The organism is Vibrio plantisponsor (assembly GCF_013041605.1).
In the GTDB taxonomy this organism is placed as follows: domain Bacteria; phylum Pseudomonadota; class Gammaproteobacteria; order Enterobacterales; family Vibrionaceae; genus Vibrio; species Vibrio plantisponsor.
This window is the reverse complement of sequence record NZ_JABEQC010000014.1, coordinates 9,117-30,690: the sequence shown is the minus strand read 5'-3', so window position 1 is coordinate 30,690 and position 21,574 is coordinate 9,117. Positions and strand designations below refer to the sequence as shown.

The window sequence follows — 21,574 nt, the reverse complement described above, 5'->3', positions numbered from 1 at the left end:
GTTAGTGCAGCTGCTCTTTTTTCAATTTTTTCCGTTCTTCAACAGCTTCCTCAAGTTCCTTTTGCGACCTCACTTCGAGTGCATTGTAAGTCGGTTCAATGCGTTCCCTCTTCACTCTGCTCTTTTCCATCGCGCCCGCTAACATTTCTGGGAGTTCTGCAACTCTTTTAAAAAGTTTCTTGCATGCAGCCACTACAATATAAGTTGCGACATTGCCAATAATCCCCGCCATAGCGGATAACTGATAAAATGCTACAACATCAAAATCTTGGCTCCCTCTTCTTGTCTGTTTGAGAGCAATGAGAGGGGTACCAAGTCCATCTACTGTTAATTCATCTTGTAAAGCGGAAACAATATCTGATAGAGCTTCTTGAGAGAGTGCTGACATAAGGTCATATTCTGTTTTCACTTCATAAGGCATGGTACTTTCTGATAAGAGAGCTTCCGGCGCATTGGGTACGTCAATGTCAGTTCTGACAGTCACAGAAGCCACTCGGATGAACTGCTCATATTGCTCAAGTTCGCTTGCTAAATAGAGCTCCGAGCCACTTACCGAATATTTCAGCATGTCCAGTATTCTTCGATCGTCTTCCGCTGTCCCTACTATACTTAGCTCTTTTATGGCGTTAATGAGCCTTTCAATTTTGATGGTCAGCTCATGATCAGACAAAAGCATTTGCTCCCGTCTACGCGCCAGCGCCACCACTTCTATCGTTAGCTGTTCACGCGCGTCTTTCAATTGCGGTACTTTACTGAGTATAAAGCGTTTTTTAATACGCCCTCTCAACTCAGACACTAAGTCCTCACGCTCCCAGAAGTCTAGGCTACTGATATTCTCACCTAGCTCTTCCATAATGGCATCGACACAGGCTTTCACCTTGTCCAGAGGCTTAACAGGCTCGCCATCTGGGAATGCAATGCTGACAATCAGATCGAAGAATGGGTCGGAGATTTGAGCGTTAGGGCCGCGTCCCGCGTCGATTTCATCTCGCAAAGCACTCAGCTCTAGGATCATCTTCTCCCAGTTGCCAGAGTGCTTTTTGATTATCTCATCCAGCTTCTCGCTCATTTTTTTGTGGAAGACTGGGTCATCATCCGCATTGACTTTGCAGTGCTTACGAATGGCGTGTTCCATCTCACTCGCTTGCGCTTGTAAATCCGGCTCTTTGCCCATGTGCGTCATGAACGCATCACTGAACAGGTCAATCGGCTTAATTTTAGGGTTGATACCCAGGCTGATAAGATGCTCGTTCACAAGGTGGCGAATTTTTGCGCCCACGCCTTGGAAGCTCATACTGTCATCTTGGTAACGCTGGCGCGCTTTCGCTTGAATATGTACAAACTGGTACATCGGCGTTTTATAAGGGTCCGCCAGGGAATTGGGCATAATGATGTCCATGCTTTGAAGGAACTTCTTCAAGAACACATTGAAACTGTCACGCTGGCGAGGATCTTCTAGTACTGCGATCGCTTGAAGTTGAACTTGATAGTGTTCATCGACACTAAGTTTCTGGTTCACAAACGCTTCGATGTTGTGGACCTTGAGCTCGGTAAACAGCTGAAGCAATCGGCGATAACGGCTTTCCAAAACCGGCACTTCGCTATCAATGTTTTGCAAGCTTTCCAGAATGTCGTCTTGGTCATCCTGCGAGTACATTGACAACGCATCTCTCAGGTGATGAGCCAGACCAATATAATCGACGATATACCCACGCTGCTTTTCTCTCGCAGTGCGGTTCACACGGGCAATGGTTTGCAGCAAGTTATGCTCTCGCAGCTTTTTATCGAGGTACATCACCTGTTCAATAGGCGCATCGAAGCCTGTTAACAGCATATCGCAGACAATCAAGAAAGCAACGCCAGTATTGGGCTTGCTGTGATCAAACTTCTTCTTGAAGCTCTCAACGGCTTTTAGCTCTTTGGCTTGCTTTCTGGCATAGGTGAAAGACGCCGCTTCATTAGTGTCATCACTGGAAATCACTACCGCCGTTTTCAAAAACTCAAGGCGTTCAAGCCAGGCTTTGTCGATACATTGCTCTGGCTGCTTTTTGTATCGCTCGATTTCTTTCGCCAGCGCCTTTTCAATGTAGGTTTGATAATGAATAGCAGCTTGCTTGGAAGAGCACACCACCTGTGCTTTAAAGCCAGCTGGTAAAATCTGCCTTATGTAGTGTTTTACTAGGTCCTCAGCGATTTCTTCAATGCGCTTTTCTGCCTCAAGAATATCCCCTTCCGCACCGTATTTCTTACGGATCTCTCTTAGCTCTTCTTCTGTTTTGTCCGCAAAGAGATCTTCAAACTTGGTATCAAACCCCGCTTTATCGTAAATCGCGCTATCTGCGGTTTTGCCTTCGTAGAGGATTTTTAACGTCGCGCCATCATCGACGGCATCCTGAAGCTTGTATTTGTCGATATAGGCTTTTTCCTGGCTGACGCCAAAACGCTTCCAGGTTGGATAAGTGTGATGGTCAGCAATAAGCGGCGTTCCCGTGAATGCCACTCGGGTTGATTTTGGGAAAGCATCAAACAGGTTGTCAGAAAGGCTGGGGCGGTCTTTGCCGCCTCGCTGGGTACGGTGCGCCTCATCCACCAAGATCAGGACTTTTTCACCGGCGTTGATCACGCCGAAAGGTCGATGCATGACGATTTCAGCATCAAAATCCGCTTCCAGCTCTTCAATGCGCTCAACGTCACCCGCTTCTTTTGCTTCTGCGAGATGCTTAGATAACAGCTTACGAACGGATTCCGGCAGGAAGCTGCTGTCTTGCTCGCGGAACTTATGCACCATCACCATGTTGGTGTTCGAGGTGTCGTTCGCCAGCTTCTCCTTTGCATCCTTGGTGCTCTTGATCTCAACTACCGTATCGCCAATTAACGCTGCGGTATTGGTCAGTTGCTCTTCAAGATCACTCCGGTCGTTAACCATCAGTACCTTGTAACTTTTCAGCTCTGGATGGCGACGAAGCTTACGCACCAAGAACACCATGGTCAGGCTTTTCCCGCTTCCCTGGGTATGCCAAACCACGCCTGAACGTTGAATGCCCGTTTCGCCCTGCTCCATACGCTCAATTATTTTCTGCACCGCGCGAAATTGTTGGTATCGGCAAATCACCTTTACACGTGGGCCGTTGTCAGTATCCATAAACAGGGTAAAACAACGGGTGATATCAAGCAGCCGTTGTGGGTGAAGCATGCCCTGAACTAGCTTCTCCTGACTGCGATGGGTGCCGATTTCGGGTGCTACATAGGGCTCGGTATCGGGGTAGATGGTTTTCCAGTTGAAGTAGTAATCTTCATTTGAGGTGATGGTGCCGACTTTACAATCATCACCGTAGGTGCTGATCATCAACTGGTTGGTAAAGAACAGTGCGGGTTCACCCTCACGCAGTTTGCTGTGTTCAGGCTCGCGCAAGTCTGCATAGCGACGCAATTGGTCAATGCCTGCTGCCATGGGATTACAGCAATGCTGTGACTGCTCTTTACACTCAATCACCACCAGCGGCAGGCCATTGACGAACAGTACAATGTCAGGGCGAATGTGCTCTTTCCCAAGCCCTGGGGTATCAACACGGAACTGATTGATGGCGGTGAAAGTGTTGTTTTCCCAGTTATCAAAATCAATCAGCTTAACAACCGGATCTTCTTCTCCGGTCAGTTCGTTGCGATCGAGCTGCCATTTGTGGAGACGACCAATAAACTCTTCATTGGCCGCCAGTAATTTGTGAGTACCAAAGTCGGTAACATCATCGAGCAAGACATCGAGTTGGCTATCCGTCAGCCAAGGCTTGCCGTCATCAGTGGTATTAATGCGGTGTACTGCGGTTTTAAAAATGTCTTTTAAGATGACTTCACGAAAAGAGCTGCGAAAGCTGGTGGTTGGGTCGGTGGGCACACCTTGCCCTAAATCCGTTACATCCCAGCCCATGCTACTAAGCTGGTTTAGCAGCGGCTTTTCAACCAATTGGTACTCTGACATTGTTTGATATCCTTATTACTGGCAGCGAGGCATTTGCCTGCTGCCATTTTCTTATTTTTTTGTTATACGGGGACTTTGCCAGTTAAGAGGTCTTGCATTAGGCCTGCTTTCTGAACTTTAAGTTTTTTTAAATCACTTTTATTCAAGAGCATCATGTTCTCTATTACATTGAGCCTTTCTGATATTAAAAGTTGTTCCTCAGGAGCACATATAACTACGTCCAACTGTTCGATAGCACCTTGAAACAAGTTAGGTTGCGCTGCCTGTAATGCCGAATTTATCATGGCTTTTTGCATTTTCTCTGTCCTGAGCCACCAGCATATGTAACTGGACTGCACCAAGTTGTTATCCAGTTTTACTAACGCTACGCTTCGGACTAAGGCACAACTAAAGTTTTCAGGAACTTCACAAACTCGCCCTATTGAACCTGAGCAAGAAATAAAGATGTCACCAGCTTCGGGGAAGCATCGCTTTATCATTCTCTGGTATTCATACTCTGGGACATAATCCACTTTAGAGAAATCTAGATAACCATCGTGAATATTTCGTGCGCTTAACAAATAACGACCTTCGGAACTTCGCTCAGGAGTGTGATGATCTCCATCAGTAATTTTTTCAGCTAATTTCGATAACGTGTCGACATTCCATCCCTTTGGCAACATTCCCAATGGTGTCTCATGATAAAGCTCTGGCGCTTCTTCAAACGTTGGGCGAAGGGCTTTGGTATCTGGGTCGATACCTCGGCTAAACAAATCCGCCATCATGCCTTGTTTGATGGCAGTATATTTGTCGATAAGGGCTTGAGTGGCTTCAATTTGGTTGTCGATGGTCAGCCCTATTTCGCCTATTTTTTTCTGTACTTCCAGAGAAGTAATTTGTATCGGTAAAGCATGGATGGAACCAATCGACAATCCGAAGCGTGTCGAACCAGCTGCAACTCGGGCGAAATACCGAGTGCTTTTTTCACTACTCAATTGTTTAGCCAAAAACAACGGATCAACCTTATCTAGGTTTGGTCGAATTATGGCCAAATGATAACCACAAACCAGATCATCAATATCTTCAGTTACAACTGACGGAATCCCAATATCGAAAGGGGACTCTGAATCTTTGGTTATAACGACATCGCCTTTCCTCAGCGAAAACTTCTTAATCTCAGCCTCTGAGGCAGTTGATTCCATAAAGTTAAGATCAGAAGAAATATAATCATTCGAGTAGACATCCATGTAGTTACAAAGAACTACAGCCTTTTGACCCGCATAGCTTTTTTTATCTACATTACTGACCAATACTTCAGCAATATCTTGAATCCGAACCTCCCAAAAGTCACTCATAGCCAAGCTCCTTCATAAAGCCAGCTAATTTGCACGCTTCCTGTTCTCGCTTAGCAATAATGCTTTTGGCGGTAACTAGGTATTTGCGATGTAGGTTCTCGATTGCAGCAATACGGTCAAGCAACAATGCACGGACATAACTTTGGTATTGGCGGTCTAATTCGGTTTTGAACCTGTCCAGAATCAACACTTTCGCTTCTTCAGCAGTAATTTCATTGCGCGCAACTTCAAGCAGTTCATCACGAAGCTTTTCAGTTTCCTTGATTTCCGCTTTCAGCTGTTTCAACTCATCTTCTAACGCTTTGTGTGCTGCCAGCTTGGTTTCAATCGCTGTTGCTTCAGCCACAGCAACTGCACCTTTTCGCGCGTGCTCTTTGAGCAGCTCAAGGTTATCCAACTGAACTTCTAGTTCATCCGCAAGCGCAAAGATCTCGCTATGGACAGCAAAGTTCAGCTCTTTGCCCGTCAGCCCTTTCGTAAAATCCCCTTGCTTGGTGCCTGTGGGTAACTCGGTACTGTTTTTCAGTTGGATGAACGCATCTTTGATCTGAGCCTTCAGCACTGCCAGGCTAGAATTGATTGTCGCTTTATGATCTTTCAGGCCGTCTTTCAGCTGTTTAACATATTGAGATGGCAACGCAGGGTTTTCATCGGTCGGCTCGTAGTCTTCTTCATCTGCTGCATCCACAAAGGCTTGTAGTTCGCTGATACGCGCCTGTTTGGTCTCCAGCTCTTCCACTACATCCGCGCACTGGCTGGCAAACAGCACTTCGTCAGGAATAAGCTCAGCATTCCAGCCGCTTGCAGCAACAGATTTGAAATCTGCTTCCAAAGTCTTAAACCAATCTGCCAATGCGCCACGCACCTTGTATTGGTTCAGTAGGTTGATTGGCATTAGGTGCTTTTCAATGGTATTCAGAGATTCACGGCGCAGAGCAAATACACCTTCATCGCCGAGCTTTTTGTCGCCCAACGCTTCAAAGCCCGCAAAGTCTTGTTTCCAATCATCCAACGCGGCTTGGAAATCCGCATGTTTTTTCAGAACTGCTGGGTAGCTTTCAATATGTGGTTTGAGCGAAGACAGCGCTTCAAACTCTTCAAAAAAGTCTTGGAACTCGTTGTTAGAACGCGGAAAAAACAGGCTTTCTTTCAAGCCTGGGTAATCATTCCAAGTGCTTTGCAGCGCATCAATTTCTTGGGTTGGAATACCGCCATTTAAGTGCGCTTTAACATTTTGAGGCTCAGGTGCTGGGCTGTTATCGACATAGCGGCGAATATTGAAGTTGTAGTCTTCACGCTTGAGTTCGTCTTTATGAACCAAACGCGCATATTTTTCGACGCCAGGATGCTTATCATCTTCCAGCATGGCTTTATAGACGCTGGTGATTTTCTCAATATCTTCAGGGCGTAGGCTGTTTTGGTTTTTGCCTTCACGATATTCACGGTCAGCGTTAATAAACAGCACCGAATCACGGTTTTTACACCCTGCTTTATTCAACACCAACACACAGGCAGGAATGCCCGTACCGTAGAACAAACCTTGCGGTAGGCCAATCACGGCTTCAAGAATTCCACGTTCAATAAAGTCTTGGCGGCAAGTACGCTCTTCTGCGCCACGGAACAATACGCCATGAGGCATCACCACAGCAGCTTTACCGTTGGCTTTGAGCGAAGCCACCATGTGTTGCACAAACATCAAGTCCGCTTTCTTACCAGACTCTGGCATAAAGGTGTTGAAGCGCTCTTTGAGCTGCATATCCGCTTTCTTATAGTTTTGTGAAAACGGAGGATTAGCAATTACGCGATCGAAAGGACGTACTTCACCATCTTTGGTTCGGTGCAGCGGTGTGGCTAGCGTGTCACCATTTTCAATGTCTGCGCCACCTGTTCCGTGCAAGATCATATTCATCTTACAGATAGACCAGGTGCCACCATTGTCTTCTTGGCCGAACAGGTGAATTTTCTTAACGTTACCGCCCGTTTCCTGCACGTAGTTGCGACTTTGGATGAGCATACCGCCCGAGCCACAGGTCGGATCGTAGATTTCCATGCCTTCAGCTGGCTCAAGAATTTCCACCAGCAAGCGTACCACTTCAGCAGGGGTATAAAACTCACCACCTTTTTTGCCTGCACTGTCGGCGAAGTATTTGATTAGGTATTCGTAGGCTGCGCCCAATAGATCGGGGAATTCGAAATCGTCATTTGAGAGAGGGATGCTGTCAAAGTGCTGAATAAACTCAACCAGACGCTCATCGGGGATAGGCTTTTTACCCACCTTACGGTTGAAGTTAATGTGCTTGAGTACGCCTTCCAAGCCTTTCTTGGTATTGCTCTCTTCCAATGCTTCCAGCGCTTTGTTAAGCCCAGAGCCGACGTTGGTTTTCAAGTGCTTGAGGTTTTCCCAACGCGCTTTTTCAGGCACGAAGAAATCAAACTGTTCTTCGTCTTCTAGCAGAAGTTCGATCTCATCATCGTCATGCCCCTCTTTCTTTAGCTCGCTGATTTTCGCTTGATAGTCCTTATGGAATTGATCTGACATGCGCTTAAGGAACAGGATGCCGAAAATGTATTCTTTGTACTCAGAGGCATCCATTTTGCCCCGAAGGATGTCACAAGCTTTGAAGAGCTTGCTGGACAGTTTATTAAGCGTCAGTTTTTGCATAGTTTTCTCAATGATTGTGTTCAGCCAGTGCGGAACCGTTAAATTCGATAATGGATTAAAGATAGATGGGCTTGGTTGCCAATAGGCTATTCGGCCACACCTTTTTGCTTCTCTATCCAGGCTTCGAGATCTTCACGTTTAAAGCGCCAAGAGCCACCCACTTTAAAGCCAGGTAGCTTACCTTCACTAGCAAGCCGATAGGCGGTTTTTTCAGCAAGCTTTAGATACGCCGCTACCTCTTTCAAGGTTAAAATTTGGTCTACCATTCAGAGTGTTATCTCATGTTGGTTTTATTCATCAGAATTAATGGTGAGAGAATATGGGAAAATTGGGGAATGGACAATAATGGACATCGCATCTATCACTCATTCGAACGATTGATATACAATTAAGTCAATTTGACTTTAGAAGATTGCTACTTATAGCTTAGGCTTGCACTTCTTCTTCATTAATAGCAAAGGATCTACATCTATCTTTGCTAGTGAGATCTGGTAGTTGAGCGCGACTAGAGTTTTTAGCGCATTTTTCAGTGTTACTTTGGAAAAAAATGGAAGTTCATCAGGAATATTTTTTGTTGTCGCAATAGCATAGACCACATGATAGTTGCTAGGATCAGGTCTATCTTTTGGCGCTTGAAGCTTGATTGATGCTGGTAACTTAGGATTCAACCTTTCTCGATACCATTCGTCTTTGATAAACGCTTCTGCCGCAACAAAGCCTTGAGAGAAAAGATGACTCAATGTGCTTGAGCTTCTATACAGCTTCACATGAATAAACTCATTACCATTTCTAATCAGATCACAATGTTCTAATTTGTCGTAAATACCTCCAATCTTGATATTTTTCTTGTCCATAAGACAGAAACTAGAATCATTGGCAACCACATGCTGGTTGTAATCCTCCTCCCTATCATGATTATAAATAGGAAACTGGTAAGGATGAACATTCAAACTCGCAAGGTAATCATCTACCCTAGTAACGAAATCTTGATTAACCTTGTACCAAATGCCGTTTCGCAAAATGTACTGGTCTGAACCATAGCTAATTTCTGCGTATAAGCAACGATATACAGGCCAACTCTTCACAGACTTATATTCACTATTGTTAACGTGAACAACATGATGTTTCATTGCTTCTACGCTTGGTACAGCGCCTTCCAAGTAAACAAGATAATCGTTTAAAGAAAGCACTACATGGCGAACCGCTCTTGAGGACATATGGAAGGAGTAACCAATTTGAGACTCCCAATCAACCACTTCAGGTTCACCTAGCCAAAACCCATCGTATTGCCCCAACTCAAAGTGACTATCGAGTTCCATATCGAGAACTTCTACCTCATCAAGATCTCGAACTCTGTTTATGTCTTCAACCCAACTAAACTTAGCCGGTAGTTTTGCTCGATAACGCTGCACAGACTCCAACAGTATTTTAGGAAGATTAGCTAAATCGGTTTCGACTGCAATGGTCAAGGCATCACGACCGGTTACATGACTACCAAATAGATCGACTTGAGAAACTCCAGTAATGGCGTACAGCATCTCGCTTTCTGAATCGAGGTGAAGGTTAAATATATCCACATCTCTAGTACTCTGGGTTCTAGAGTTTAAAGGGTTGTGGTCATAGCTTGCTTTGTCTAGGCTTCTGAGCTTGTCTGGATCGACTGAGTTCAAGGTCACCTTGAGCCCAAAATCTCGTTCAATAGCCTCTTGTTTAATTAGGTGAAATCCCATACCAAATGACAATACGAAAGTTGAACCAGCCACTATCACCACGAGTACAGCTCCGACGTTAGAAGATGTGCCAAATTCTTCAGATTCAACTTGATTGCTATCAGTAAAGATTTTTGTCCAAGGTGGCACGGTTTTGGGAGGCTGGATTTTAATGTAAAGCTCTGCCAACTCTGTATCTGGTAAATTTAGCTGAATTGGCCTTTTCACATTATCTAATCTGATGAGTTCTGATATTGGTTTATGGCTATCTCTTGCAAGATAAATTGAAAGTTTTTCCTTTCTTGTTTTTGTAAGCGTAGCCATACCCTTTATGCCCTAATGTAAGTAAATCATCCACCAATTAATAAAGTTCAAAAATATCGTAAAATCAAATTGATAAATAATTCTCACCTTTCCTGTTACGAATCTTCCTATTGTTATCTATTTTTCAGACACTCCACCATCCACTCATCCACTTCACTTTCCACCCAAGCCACCGCCCTATCACCCAAACTCACCGATTCTGGGAACTCCCCGTCATTCATCTTGCGGTAAATTGCCGAACGGCTCAGTGCTGTCTTTTCCATTACTTCTTTTAGCTTTAGAAATCTCATGGGACGTTCTCCTATGTCTGTGGTCCTCATGGGATAAAGCGCTGGCGTAAAAAAAGACGGTGATGTGTTAAGCCTTGTCGCATCAAGGCTTAATCAAAAAATTCTCAGGCATATGTCATTAACGTGTATCCCGTTAATGAACCTCACTTGGAGCCTGATATGACCGATTACACAAAAGAGCAGCGTTATCAAGAAAACCAAATTCTTGAACATGCCGCTGAGATACTCGCTCACCGTTACGTGCGCGGCGACGCGCTCACCAATCCAGATGCCACTAAGGAGTACATTCGCTGCAAACTCGGGACCTATGAGCGCGAGGTGTTTGCCTTGTTGCTGCTGGATAACCAAAACCGACTGATTGAGTTTAAAGAGCTGTTCCACGGCACCATTGATGCGGCCAGCGTCTATCCGCGTGAAGTGGTGAAAACGGTGCTAGAAGTCAATGCCGCGGCCGTGATATTGGCCCATAACCACCCTTCTGGAGATGCAACGCCGTCACAAGCCGACAGACGCATTACCGAAAGGTTGAAAGACGCTTTAGCGCTGGTGGATATCCGAGTGCTGGACCACATAGTAGTGGGGAAAGACAGTGTCTCTTTTGCTGAGAGGGGCTGGTTATGATTGAACAATGCTATGGCGACATTGAACTCGATGGAGCCCTTCACCAGGCACTAGAGCAATTGTTGGCTCGCTACTGCATTTCAGAGTCTGCTGAGCGCATTGTGCTGAACTGCCGCCAAAAAGGTTATTACTTACATCGACAAGGATTGCACCCGATTGAAGTACAGCTTAAACGTGAGTCACCATCCAGTGATTGGCAGATAGTGTGTTTTGCCAGTTTTTCTTATCCCAATGAAAGCAGTATCGCGGTTGAACCTGAGCTCTATTTCCATCTAGTCAATCGTTGGTGCTATCAACCCGATTCGGGGGCCGCTGACCTATCTCACCCTGAGGTACTTGAACTGCTCATGGTGTGGATGAAAGCCTTTGCTCGCCACCTTTCACGCAACGTGTTTGATGAGGTGCAGCTAACCATGGTTCGTGAGTTTTAGCTCCACACCTATTTTATCTCCATTTCCTTTTTCTTTTTCGACTTCATCCTGACCTAAGGAGGTCTTGCTATGTCTTCATTAACCTTTACATCTTCCCTCTTACCGATTTCAGACAAACTGCATGCCCTACTGAGTGAGCAACTCACCGAGCAGTTAGTCAATGACAGCAGTGGCACACTCGCCGCCAGTCGTTATCTGGTGTTCAACTTTCGCGATAAGAGTTACAGCGCGGATGAAGGTGGTTTTCATCCGGTTGAGGTGGGTATTTGTCACACCACCAGCGGCGATTGGAGCATCGAGTACATCACCGATTTTGCCTACATCGGAAATTACTACCCGGAGCTTGAACGAACCTTAGATTTTGATTTTCGTGTCGGTGAGTTCTTTGTCGCTCATCGAGGTTGGTTGCCCATGCAAGGCCGCCCTGATGCAAAAGAGCTGTACCAGTTATGGGAAAGTAACTTTCTGGCTTACGTCGATATGGACGCCTTTGATGAGATAAACATCACCGCTCAATAATCAAAAGGTAGCCCATGAACAAACATCCCCCATCACTACGCCGAACGCTGTCTGTGCTCTTACTGCAAGTCATCACAAAAGGCGGTCATTATCTTCATGCTCAATACCAAAAGGCTCGCGATGAGGTGAGAGAACACAGTGACCATGACTTGCTTGAGCTCGTCCGGTCTTGCTCATCGACTCAGGCTCTGCGCTGGGCCGCCGTGCGCGAACTGCTCGAGCGCGGTTATCTACTCAAAGAAATCCGCCAAGCAATGCTGTAATACGTCGCAAAATGCCAACTCAATCACAGATATGCAACCTCTCCACCGAGCGAGACAGAATATGTCTCGCTCATCCATACCCTAGCCTCATTGCAATAAGGACCCGTTAAGACTGTGTGGCCACCAGTCTTCGTTTAACCCCTATCCGTGACATTCACTGAAGCACTGCGCTCAGTGCGTGTGGCTGGGTAGACGAAAGTTGGTGATGCCATGCAACCCTCAGACTACACACTCACAACCGATGAGCACTTTAAGCTCATCTTTGAAATCTATTCACACATTCCGCGATTGCGAGAAATTTCGGCTGAAGAGCTGCGAGTTCGCTTATCCGAGCTGGGCGTCAATCGCACTAAGCGCACCATTCAGCGCTACCTCAACGTCATCATGTACTACCCCGACTATTTCCAAGTCGAACGGTTTGAACGTGCGCGTAACAGTTACACCTACAAGCGTAAATACCACAACAAAGTCTCGTCTGCTTCATGGGAAACCATGCTGCTCGGGCTGTGCTTTTCATCGGTGAAAGGTCTGCTGCCGGTTCACTTTGAGCAAGGCATTCACGAAACTTTTATGCCACTGCAAATTGACGATGTGATGGAGCCAGCCAAAATTGAGGTGCGTCTCGCGCTACCCAAGCAAGACGACTACGACTTTGATGTGTTCGAGCGGCTCAGCCAAGCCATTAATGCTAAGCGTCAGGTTCGCTTAACACTCATTGATGACACCCATACTGACTACCTCACCCCACTCGGCCTGATTTGGGAAAAAGGCATGCTCTACCTTGTGTACGAACACAAACACGAGCGTGACGTGCTCGCCTTCTCCGACATTATTCAGGCGGACATATCCACCTTCACTTTTGAGTACCCGAGTGACTTCTCACTCTCCGATACGGTTATTCCCACTCAGCGATAAGTTCGCTGAGTTACTCCTATTTTTCATCATTCAAGGACACCATTATGCAATCATTCAAATTGAATACGGTGCTACTAGCATTGGTCACTGCCAGCTTAACCGCATGCGGAGGCGGCAGTAGCGACAGCAATAGCACATCAGGCAGTCAAGCGGACCTCACGGGTGTGGCTATTGACGGCTATGTCGAAGGGGCCACCGCTTTTGTCGACTACAATCTTAATGGTCAATTAGACGACAACGAACCTTCGGCACTGACCGACCAAAATGGTCAGTTTGAATTTTCAGGCGTAGACGGTGTTTGCGCCGATTACGCGCCGGTTATCATTGATGTGCCTGTCGGCGCTTACGATTCCGACTATGGTGTGGTCAGTGAAGCCTACCGACTCACCTTTCCACCGAAGTTTTCATCAAACTACAGCAATGACATTTTGAACACGACGCCATTCACCACCGTGATTTGGAATGCGATTAAAACTGAGCTGAGTGAACTTGGTGCGGACGGCTGCCAAACACTGGCCGCCAATTCATCCTTGCAAGGAAAAATCAAACAGCGCGTTGCCGAGCAAGAGTATCGTTTAGCAAACCGCTATAACATTGCCGTCAGTGACTTATATGGAGACTTCATTAAGCAAGGCAATACCGCTCAACATCAATTGGCTCAGTCGCTCACCATAGGTCTGGCCAAAGCGTATGAAGAAACGCGCGTCTTTGAAGCCCTTTACCCCGATGCTCATGTTGCGTATGTGGAGTATTGGCTAGGTAATCCTGCCTCAAACGACATCAGTGTGGCGGATACTTGGTATCGAAAAGAGTATGTCGGTCACCCTGAGTACGCACAGGAAACCGTGTATCAGGTCAGCAATGATTTAGACACCATTGTCACCATGACTCATTACCTAAAAACCAACACCACACTTGGTCAATACAATGACAGCGAGACATTTGTGGTGATGGATGAATATACTTCGAACAGTTACCCAAGTTCGGCTTATCACTGCACCAAGCAACTGCGAGCCAATCAAAAAGGCAATACAGTCGGTGACGTCTATTATGAATTTGCGATAAACGCGCAAGGTGGCGTCAATGATGCGGCAGAATGTGAAGCGCTCGATATCGATGCCAATCGTTCAGGCACACCGCTCACCGCCATGACAAAAGACCAATACGGCCGTTACATTACCTACGCTCAGTTTGATTTTGAGTCAGGAGATAATGCCAATGTCGACGGTTTGAACTACGCCCTGACCAATCAACTGATTGATGCGCCTACCGCCTTTGATGGCGTCAGCACTATTAGTCCAGAGATTGATTTAACGGAAGGATATGGCGCGCTCAGTTGGATACGCTCAGCTTGGGATTATCTCAACGATGGCAGCATGATTTACACCGAGCATCGCTCGACTGGGCTATGGATAATAACCAACACCGCCGCGAATGGCACCTATACCGTGTCGTGTGGTTTGGATAAAACGAGCCTTACTGTCATGGACATGACTAGCTGCTTAAACTTAGTTGGTAATTAGTCACCACTTGCCAACGACCAAGGTGGGAAATCTCCCACCTTTTTTTGTGACTCTTTTCACAACTCCTACTCGACATTCACCTCCGCTAACAAGCAAGACACGATATGTCTCGCTCATCCGTATGCTGGTGGCTCACACGATAGCCAATACCACGGAGCCTCCCTATGCCGCAATCCCTCAGTGAAGTCGATGTACTCCAACGCGCTCTGGCTTACAATCCTGAAGAAGTGCTTCCTATTCTGGAATACCTCAAACTCAGCGAGAGCGAATGTCAGTTTAAACCCGATACCTTACGGCAAGATGCTCAGCGTATTGCTTGGCACCTACGTAAAGCGGGCAGCAACACCCTTGCCACCACGACAAGAATGGCAAAGCACAAGCTCAAAGAAGCCCTAGGAAAAGACACGGACACCGACGTCGCCACTTATCGAGAAGTGGTGATAGATGTGGCTAAAAAAGTCAAAGCAGAAGCCACGCCTAATTACTCATCGTTTATCAGTCAATCCGCCGACTCTATTGTCGATGCCATAGGGGGCATCACTTCCAACACAGGCGCTTTTGTTTCTGGAGCCGTAGATCTCATTCAAGGCGCAAACTACGAACAATACTCCACGGAAGAGCTCGAAAAGCGGATCATTGAAAAACTGTTTGTCGATGCTTATGAGCAGATGAGTCAAAGTGAAAGGGATGCACTCTTTCGCAGCCTAGGTATCGACTATCAAGAAATCCCTGTTGGTGCATCCAGCATACTACTCATTCAACTGCTTTTAAAAAAATACGGGGGATTTGTCGTCTATAAATATTCCATCATCGTCGCACATTGGATTAGCAAGGCCATTATTGGTAAAGGACTTCCTTTTGCTGCAAGCCCAATCATAGCCAGAGCCGTGTCGTCATTCTTAGGTCCTGTGGGATGGACGGCTAGTGGGCTCTGGGCTGCTACGGCTCTCGCAGGTCCCGCTTACCGCAAAACGATTCCTGCTGTTGTTCACATCGCCGCGTTAAGACAACTTGTCCTGAACAGAATTAATATTGGCGTAGTCGGTGATGGTTCGGTAGGGAAAGATGCTTTCTTTAATGCCGTGTTTGGGTTAGATACACAAAATGTCGACCCGATTGCAGGGGCAACGAGTGAAGCTGAGCTCTATCCACTCGATGAAGATTACGCAATTAACTTAATCAACTTTCCGGGTTTTAATGATATTAACCCGTCGGTCAACAGCCTGACTCACGAACATCTGCACAACGTCGATATCTTTGTCATGATCATAGACCTTGCCAGAGGCGTTTCTGATATTGATGTACAAATCTTAAATAAGCTTACCCGTTTGGACAAACCGATTGTCGTTTGTCTAAACAAGGTCGATATGGTGCGCCCACGAGATTTGGAAAAATTGCGTGAAACAGCCAAACAAAGATTGGCAGGCGTGACATTGATAGAAACCGCGTTTGACCCCGATGACCGTATCCATACAGATGGTCCGGTTGGCACTCTGGAAGTATTTAACTGGCTTAAAGCACAGCTCGAAACCCAAGGTAAAGATGCCCAAAACTTCGCCACCTTTAGCCCCGAGCACAGAGAGTAAATCGAATACAGTCAACAGATGGGGGAACCAATCCCCCTTATTCAAACAAAGCGCTTAGGTCGTTCTTCGGGCACAACAAAATCATTAAATAACAACAACTTAACCAAAAGCCCATTTACAAAAAAACCACTCTTATCCCTGCTAATTTAGCCATGAAAAATCGGCTCTGCACTCTAAAATCTGAGCTAGTTCACAAAAGCGCATCAACCAATTTCAGTGAGACAGCCTATGTCTCACTCGTTCGTATTCTAACGTCAACCCACTATCATGCTTTCAGACGAGAGCGCTAAGGACAAATTATGAGTAAAGGCAATGTATTACACCACCTTGACGAAGCCGCTCTGAAAGAGCACATCTCTCGTCGAGAATCATTCACACTCACCAACGTGAAAAACTTCTCTCAAACCGTGAAGAAAATTGAAGATCTTATAGAACGTCAGGGACTGAAATGTCGTGTGTATACCGCTGGGCGCTCCGCGACTATGGTAGCCGCATTAGCATCAGGTCCTGCGGCCATTTTTGGACTGGCTTCAGCCGCCTCAATCGCTGCACACAAATTGGCAACCTTGAACCCTGATTATGAAATTGCCAAGTATCCCTTGGCCGACAAACTGGAAGTGAACTACAAAAAGTAACACCATCGAGAGATAGGCTCACCGATAAGGCTGGTTGGCCTATCTCTTCAATTTTTAAAGTTAACGAGCTTCTTCTTCTAGTTCCTCTTTTGCCAATCTATAGGCTAAATCTAATTCTGGAGACGAACGCTGTTTGCGCACATCAACGAACTTTTCGCTACGCTCTTCGTCCACCAACTGCCAAAGCTGACGGTAGGCCACTGGCTTCTTATCTGATTTACGCCACCCTCTTTTCTTCCAATCATCTAGCCATTCGTTATAGCCACGCACACAGAAGTCGCTAGTGCTGTAAATGACATCGTCATTAAATGCGTAACGTAAACACTCGACGATAGCAGTAAGCTCTAGCTCCGTACTATCAATGTTACGATCCACCAGCACAGCGAAACTATCAGCTAATTGATGTTCCTCATCGTAAATAGCCACTCCGACTGCTCCTTGAGTTTTATCTTTATTGACCGAAACACCAATATAAAGCGTGTAATGTGATTGAGTCATAGCATGTACCTTCTTAACTTAATGAGTCACGTTATTGCTCCTCTTCAACAGATAAGAACCTGAGGTAAAAAAAGAAGGTACTGAATATTTGAACTGGAATATTTGATAGAACTAGTTACCGTAGCGAGTAACCAAAATTTCGCTTACGGTTACCAAAGTGTTTGGTATCTTCTTTTGCCAAATAACTAACATGCTTGAACAGGTCATCAAATGCATCGTCAAAGTTCGCCGAATGACGATCTAAACGATGGATCACTACGCTATCTTTCCTCTTGTCCTTAGAGAAATACACCAGTCCGTTAGCCTCGTCATAATCAACACCAACGACTCTAGCCCAAGCCTCGACGATAAATCCGCCTAAATTCTCTGGATGGGATAGAGTCTTTCCCAACCAGTTGAATCTGTCCTTATTAAAAAGCAGAACCAGGTGGTAATGGTCATTGATCGATGTTGAGCGCTCTTTCACCCAAATACTTCGCACCCTACAAGGATGCACTCTCCCCCCTTCTCTTTTCTTTTTTCGACCGGAATGATCGATCTGCGACTGTAATGAACGAATAAAGTCCGTCATTAAATAACCCAAATCTTCTCGCTCTCGCATTTGGGGGAATTTTAGATCCACACGTAAAGCCATAAGGCGTGGATAATCATCCAGTGCCCGTTCAATGGTATCGTGTATTTTCTCTAAATAATCAATACACAGAGGGCCATGTGTTGTTTGAATCGGCCTACCTAAAAAAGTACTTTTGGTTGTCATTTTTAGGTTCTTATTTTTTCTAGATCGTACATTCATTTCTACCTACTCCTACTAGTTGGTTCATAGATAGCCTCATGCCGTTATTTAAAGTAAACATCACTATTAAATTTAACAACAACTTGTGCTGTATGTGTTTTAGATAAGACATCAACAACAAGATGCTAATAATATTAACCAAACAGACACATTTAAAACTTAAAAACAGAAACACTTAATCCAGAAAGAACAAAAAAAGACCTCAATACACTCAAATAAAAAAATTAATAATTAAAAAATCCCAAAAACATCGTAGAAAGACCTTTGATTAGGTTTCAAATTAAAGTATAGAAAATAATCACATTTAAAGAGTAATTACAGACCATTTACCTAATTCTTCATCTCTGATATATACAGATTAAGCAGGATATACAACAAGCACCGCCTACACTGATTTCGAACCCCTATACAAAATTAACAAAGATCCCCACCACTCACCTATAGTAAAGTCCATCGCGTTAATTAAAACCAAATTAGTTAGAAATATCACATTACAAAAACGCTGCAACACTTAAAATTTACAGATAGATAATACCAAAATTAAATTTCAAAGCTAAAAAGTTTAAAAATCTAACTATTGCCCAATAGACAAGCCCGAATATATAAATTCAACAGGACATAAAATGCCTCATAATTTCACTTGTGAAAAAATCTTTGATAGCCACATTTCGACATTGATAGAAAAAGCCAATAATCCGTTTCACCTCCACTCCCTCTCAACCGAACAAACCTAGTTATCACGGGGGTCTATCAAAAGATTTCTACATTTTATCGACATAAAAAAGCGTTAAAAATCTCACTTTTTTCACAACAAAACCTCGACATTTCTACATAAAAATGTAGAAATTAATGTACGAAAACCACAGAGAATGACAATAGAATGATTAACAATAAAATTACATTTATTAGAAATAGAATAAGGGAATTCAATAATGAAATTAATGAAAACCTAATCGACATGATCAATCTTTTAAATTCCTATAGCGGAGAAAGAGTAATAAAGGAAAATGAAGATTTAATTAATTTAAAAAGAAGTCAACTTCAAGAAAAATTCACCTCATCTCTCTATATAAAGGTTGGAATAACAAGTATTGATTTTTCTGAAGGGCATTTAGGAAATAAAGAGATAGAAGACATTAGCTATTGTCTTGACCAATTAAGAAGAGATTTAATAACTCTTAGCGATCTTAGGAAAAATATATCTTGGATAAACAAAAATCCACGAGCAACGTTCTTTACTCTAACGATAATAAGATTAATCATCGAATTAGATGTAAACCATCCAAATGAATGCCATTCAAAAAAAGATAAATTAAAAAACAGAACAAGAACATATACATTAGGATTAGGTATTAGCCAGAAAAGGAAATATCTTGGATTTCCATTTTTATCACAACTTTTAACATTAAACGAAAATAATAAAAATATAGATGAGATAATTATAGATGCCTTTATTAAATATCAAACATCATCGAGAAAGGGTGAGTGTTGGCTATTTGAAACAATATCTAGCATCAAAGAAAGCTATGATAAGGTCAGATTAAAAATTCCTGAAAACTGGGATATTACCACTTCATCGAATTACGAACTGAGCTCTTGGGTATACAATAATTTAAAATCAAGTTTAAACATACATCATTATGCAGAACCTGATAGTGACCACATTAATATCTTTATACAAAACTACTTAGATATTATAATATTCCTCAACAAATTTGAAGACAGGGACAAAGAACTAAAAAATATAAAAAGCAAATTTTCTCGAAAAAAAATAGCTTTTGAAACTAAAAACACCCCTGATTTTTCAATTGAATTAACTGAAGATCACTATAGAAAGCTAAAAATAATGTCGAATGGAAAACCTATAAAAACCACCATACGTAAAATTATTGATAAAGAATGGCATGATTTCAATCAAAATAGGGCAAGATTAAAAGATGATGACATAGAATAATCGACAATGAAAAATACCTTACTCGTAGATTTGAGAATAACTCATGCTCTAATAAACACCTCTTAGTCAAAATTGCACTAGTCTATGCGGCGTTCATGATTACCCACTGTCATTATTCCCTTAGTCAGTTGGTCTCATTTGGTCATACGTCGATCAGGTATGGCGTTTGATTAAGAGTCAAATCATCACGGAGTAGAGAGGCTAGTATCCCTTTGAGGCGCGTCTCTTCAGACGCCCCAACCTATACACTAGAAGTGATTTGCGTCTATATCGGGCGAGGCATTAAAACAATCATCCAGATGAGCCCCAAAGACAGAGAGCACGATACTATACCAATAAACAAATGAACGTAGACGGAGAAGAAAGTCTTCTCCCTCGCTTGCTCAGGACATTCAATCGGAACACGCAAGACAACCTCATCTCCGACATTTCGCCCTGAAAGCCGAAGGGCATTCGGCCCGTACCCCACTAGTGTTTCCGTTCGGTAGACTGTTTCCTCCCACGTATACTCAATGATCGGTGTGTAATAGTACTCTCGATCAGTGATTGACTCTCCAGCCTGCTCGTATCTAACGGACTCCTCAAATTCGACGATGATCCCCGTCGTTTCTCCATACCGCCAAGACAGCTCCTCTCTAAATCGACGAACTGCCCCAAACCCAGTGAGTCCGATCGCAATGGCAAACCAGAGCGCGATAATAAGTCCACCTTGTTCATTAAAAATGATCGCCGACACAATCGAGAGAGGCATAGAAAGTAAAAATAAGGAAACGAGTATGTTTTTTATCACTTTACTACCCAATCATCACATCCGAAGATGCGGAGGCTATCGTGCCTCCGCAATCAATCGCATCACCTAAACGAGCCGCTGGCTTCCCATCGATAAACACACCCGATGAACCGCCAGACACCGCTCTGGGATGATTACCGTGCGGCGTTTTGTCACAGGGACAACCATGATCTTGCAACGGGTCTCCTTGTCGAATCGCCGGCTGGTAATTAATCATGACCCCAGAGCTCCCCGCCGTTATGGACGTTGGCGGAAAACAGTCATGTTCAGAGCCGATGTCGCCCAGTCTTGCTGCACCTGGCATAGAGCCTCCTAACGAGAAACGACAACCCGGCCGTCGATCATTGAAAAATATGGAAGAATGGACACGATTTTGTTGTTTTCGTTGGAACCGATTCTCAGCGGGGAATGGCTTCGGTTATCCATTAGGCGAACAAGACGCCCTCCCATGTACGACTTCAGCTCATATTCACTCCAGTCACGGCGAGGTTCTACTTCCGCGTCTTCCCAATGGCTGAAATTGGTTTCAAACCCAACTGCATCAAACCAGTCTTCTGGTGAGGAAAAATATCCGTCGGCCATCGCATATTCTCGCATCGACAGCGAATACGCCATTTTGAGTCCTTCGAAATCACGCGCTTCCATTAACTTGATGAGGTCTGTATACGCACGATATAACTGCTTCATTTGCTCTGGGTTGTCCTCACGAATCGGTGTCGCATCGACCCAACGCCAACGAGGAATAGACTTA

18 protein-coding genes and 1 pseudogene are annotated in these 21,574 nt (G+C 44.4%); 9 read left to right on the top strand and 10 right to left on the bottom strand.

The window, feature by feature from the left end:
* Nucleotide 1: 1 nt before the first annotated feature.
* From HKI82_RS17285 to HKI82_RS17260, 6 genes are all read right to left on the bottom strand, one after another.
* Complete coding sequence (locus tag HKI82_RS17285) at nucleotides 2-3,976, bottom strand: type I restriction endonuclease subunit R (protein WP_240956749.1); 3,975 nt, start codon at nucleotides 3,974-3,976, stop codon at nucleotides 2-4.
* A gap of 62 nt (nucleotides 3,977-4,038) precedes the next feature.
* Nucleotides 4,039-5,310 carry a restriction endonuclease subunit S gene (locus HKI82_RS17280; protein ID WP_171138699.1) on the bottom strand — a complete coding sequence of 424 codons (1,272 nt, stop codon included), beginning with the start codon at nucleotides 5,308-5,310 and terminating at the stop codon, nucleotides 4,039-4,041.
* Nucleotides 5,303-7,972, bottom strand: a complete 2,670-nt coding sequence (locus HKI82_RS17275; protein ID WP_171138698.1) for a type I restriction-modification system subunit M — start codon at nucleotides 7,970-7,972, stop codon at nucleotides 5,303-5,305. The genes HKI82_RS17280 and HKI82_RS17275 overlap by 8 nt, the downstream gene beginning before the upstream one ends.
* A gap of 86 nt (nucleotides 7,973-8,058) precedes the next feature.
* A complete protein-coding gene (gene mads1, locus HKI82_RS17270) occupies nucleotides 8,059-8,238 on the bottom strand; it encodes a methylation-associated defense system helix-turn-helix domain-containing protein MAD1 (RefSeq protein WP_102566318.1) in 180 nt (59 codons plus the stop codon).
* Between the two features lie 153 nt (nucleotides 8,239-8,391).
* Nucleotides 8,392-10,005 (bottom strand): TIGR04141 family sporadically distributed protein, encoded by a 1,614-nt coding sequence (locus HKI82_RS17265; protein ID WP_171138697.1) that lies wholly within the window; start codon nucleotides 10,003-10,005, stop codon nucleotides 8,392-8,394.
* Between the two features lie 113 nt (nucleotides 10,006-10,118).
* Complete coding sequence (locus tag HKI82_RS17260; RefSeq protein WP_001211489.1) at nucleotides 10,119-10,295, bottom strand: AlpA family transcriptional regulator; 177 nt, start codon at nucleotides 10,293-10,295, stop codon at nucleotides 10,119-10,121.
* Between the two features lie 159 nt (nucleotides 10,296-10,454).
* Between HKI82_RS17260 and radC the strand changes: the two genes are divergently transcribed.
* The 8 genes from radC to HKI82_RS17220 all read left to right on the top strand — a co-directional run bounded on the left by radC (nucleotide 10,455) and on the right by HKI82_RS17220 (nucleotide 16,788).
* Nucleotides 10,455-10,916, top strand: a complete 462-nt coding sequence (gene radC, locus HKI82_RS17255; RefSeq protein WP_000133299.1) for a RadC family protein — start codon at nucleotides 10,455-10,457, stop codon at nucleotides 10,914-10,916.
* On the top strand, nucleotides 10,913-11,347 hold the full coding sequence (locus HKI82_RS17250) for a DUF2787 domain-containing protein (protein ID WP_171138696.1): 435 nt from the start codon (nucleotides 10,913-10,915) through the stop codon (nucleotides 11,345-11,347). The genes radC and HKI82_RS17250 overlap by 4 nt, the downstream gene beginning before the upstream one ends.
* A gap of 69 nt (nucleotides 11,348-11,416) precedes the next feature.
* Nucleotides 11,417-11,866: a DUF2787 domain-containing protein gene (locus tag HKI82_RS17245; RefSeq protein WP_113620419.1), complete on the top strand. Its 450-nt coding sequence runs from the start codon at nucleotides 11,417-11,419 to the stop codon at nucleotides 11,864-11,866.
* 14 nt (nucleotides 11,867-11,880) lie between these two features.
* On the top strand, nucleotides 11,881-12,129 hold the full coding sequence (locus tag HKI82_RS17240) for a hypothetical protein (RefSeq protein WP_113620418.1): 249 nt from the start codon (nucleotides 11,881-11,883) through the stop codon (nucleotides 12,127-12,129).
* A 210-nt stretch (nucleotides 12,130-12,339) separates the two neighbouring features.
* Nucleotides 12,340-13,044, top strand: coding sequence for a WYL domain-containing protein (locus tag HKI82_RS17235; RefSeq protein WP_143679332.1), 705 nt, complete (start codon nucleotides 12,340-12,342; stop codon nucleotides 13,042-13,044).
* 44 nt (nucleotides 13,045-13,088) lie between these two features.
* Nucleotides 13,089-14,567: a hypothetical protein gene (locus HKI82_RS17230; protein WP_113620416.1), complete on the top strand. Its 1,479-nt coding sequence runs from the start codon at nucleotides 13,089-13,091 to the stop codon at nucleotides 14,565-14,567.
* A gap of 164 nt (nucleotides 14,568-14,731) precedes the next feature.
* Nucleotides 14,732-16,153, top strand: coding sequence for a GTPase (locus HKI82_RS17225; RefSeq protein ID WP_171138695.1), 1,422 nt, complete (start codon nucleotides 14,732-14,734; stop codon nucleotides 16,151-16,153).
* 299 nt (nucleotides 16,154-16,452) lie between these two features.
* Nucleotides 16,453-16,788, top strand: coding sequence for a hypothetical protein (locus HKI82_RS17220; RefSeq protein ID WP_113620414.1), 336 nt, complete (start codon nucleotides 16,453-16,455; stop codon nucleotides 16,786-16,788).
* 60 nt (nucleotides 16,789-16,848) lie between these two features.
* Here HKI82_RS17220 and HKI82_RS17215 read toward each other — a convergent pair whose 3' ends face one another.
* Together HKI82_RS17215 and HKI82_RS17210 are read right to left on the bottom strand one after the other, a co-directional pair.
* A complete protein-coding gene (locus HKI82_RS17215) occupies nucleotides 16,849-17,286 on the bottom strand; it encodes an RNase H family protein (protein ID WP_055467093.1) in 438 nt (145 codons plus the stop codon).
* 115 nt (nucleotides 17,287-17,401) lie between these two features.
* A complete protein-coding gene (locus tag HKI82_RS17210; protein ID WP_113620413.1) occupies nucleotides 17,402-18,079 on the bottom strand; it encodes an inovirus Gp2 family protein in 678 nt (225 codons plus the stop codon).
* Between the two features lie 880 nt (nucleotides 18,080-18,959).
* On the opposite strand from HKI82_RS17210, the gene HKI82_RS17205 reads away from it, so the two are divergent.
* Nucleotides 18,960-20,033 carry a hypothetical protein gene (locus HKI82_RS17205; protein WP_171138694.1) on the top strand — a complete coding sequence of 358 codons (1,074 nt, stop codon included), beginning with the start codon at nucleotides 18,960-18,962 and terminating at the stop codon, nucleotides 20,031-20,033.
* 794 nt (nucleotides 20,034-20,827) lie between these two features.
* Here HKI82_RS17205 and HKI82_RS17200 read toward each other — a convergent pair.
* Both HKI82_RS17200 and HKI82_RS17195 read right to left on the bottom strand, forming a co-directional pair.
* The gene (locus HKI82_RS17200; protein ID WP_032474967.1) at nucleotides 20,828-21,127 is read right to left on the bottom strand and encodes a type VI secretion system PAAR protein; all 300 of its coding nucleotides are present in this window, start codon (nucleotides 21,125-21,127) and stop codon (nucleotides 20,828-20,830) included.
* An 8-nt stretch (nucleotides 21,128-21,135) separates the two neighbouring features.
* A pseudogene (locus tag HKI82_RS17195) lies at nucleotides 21,136-21,574 on the bottom strand (glycosyl hydrolase family 26); the annotation flags it as partial.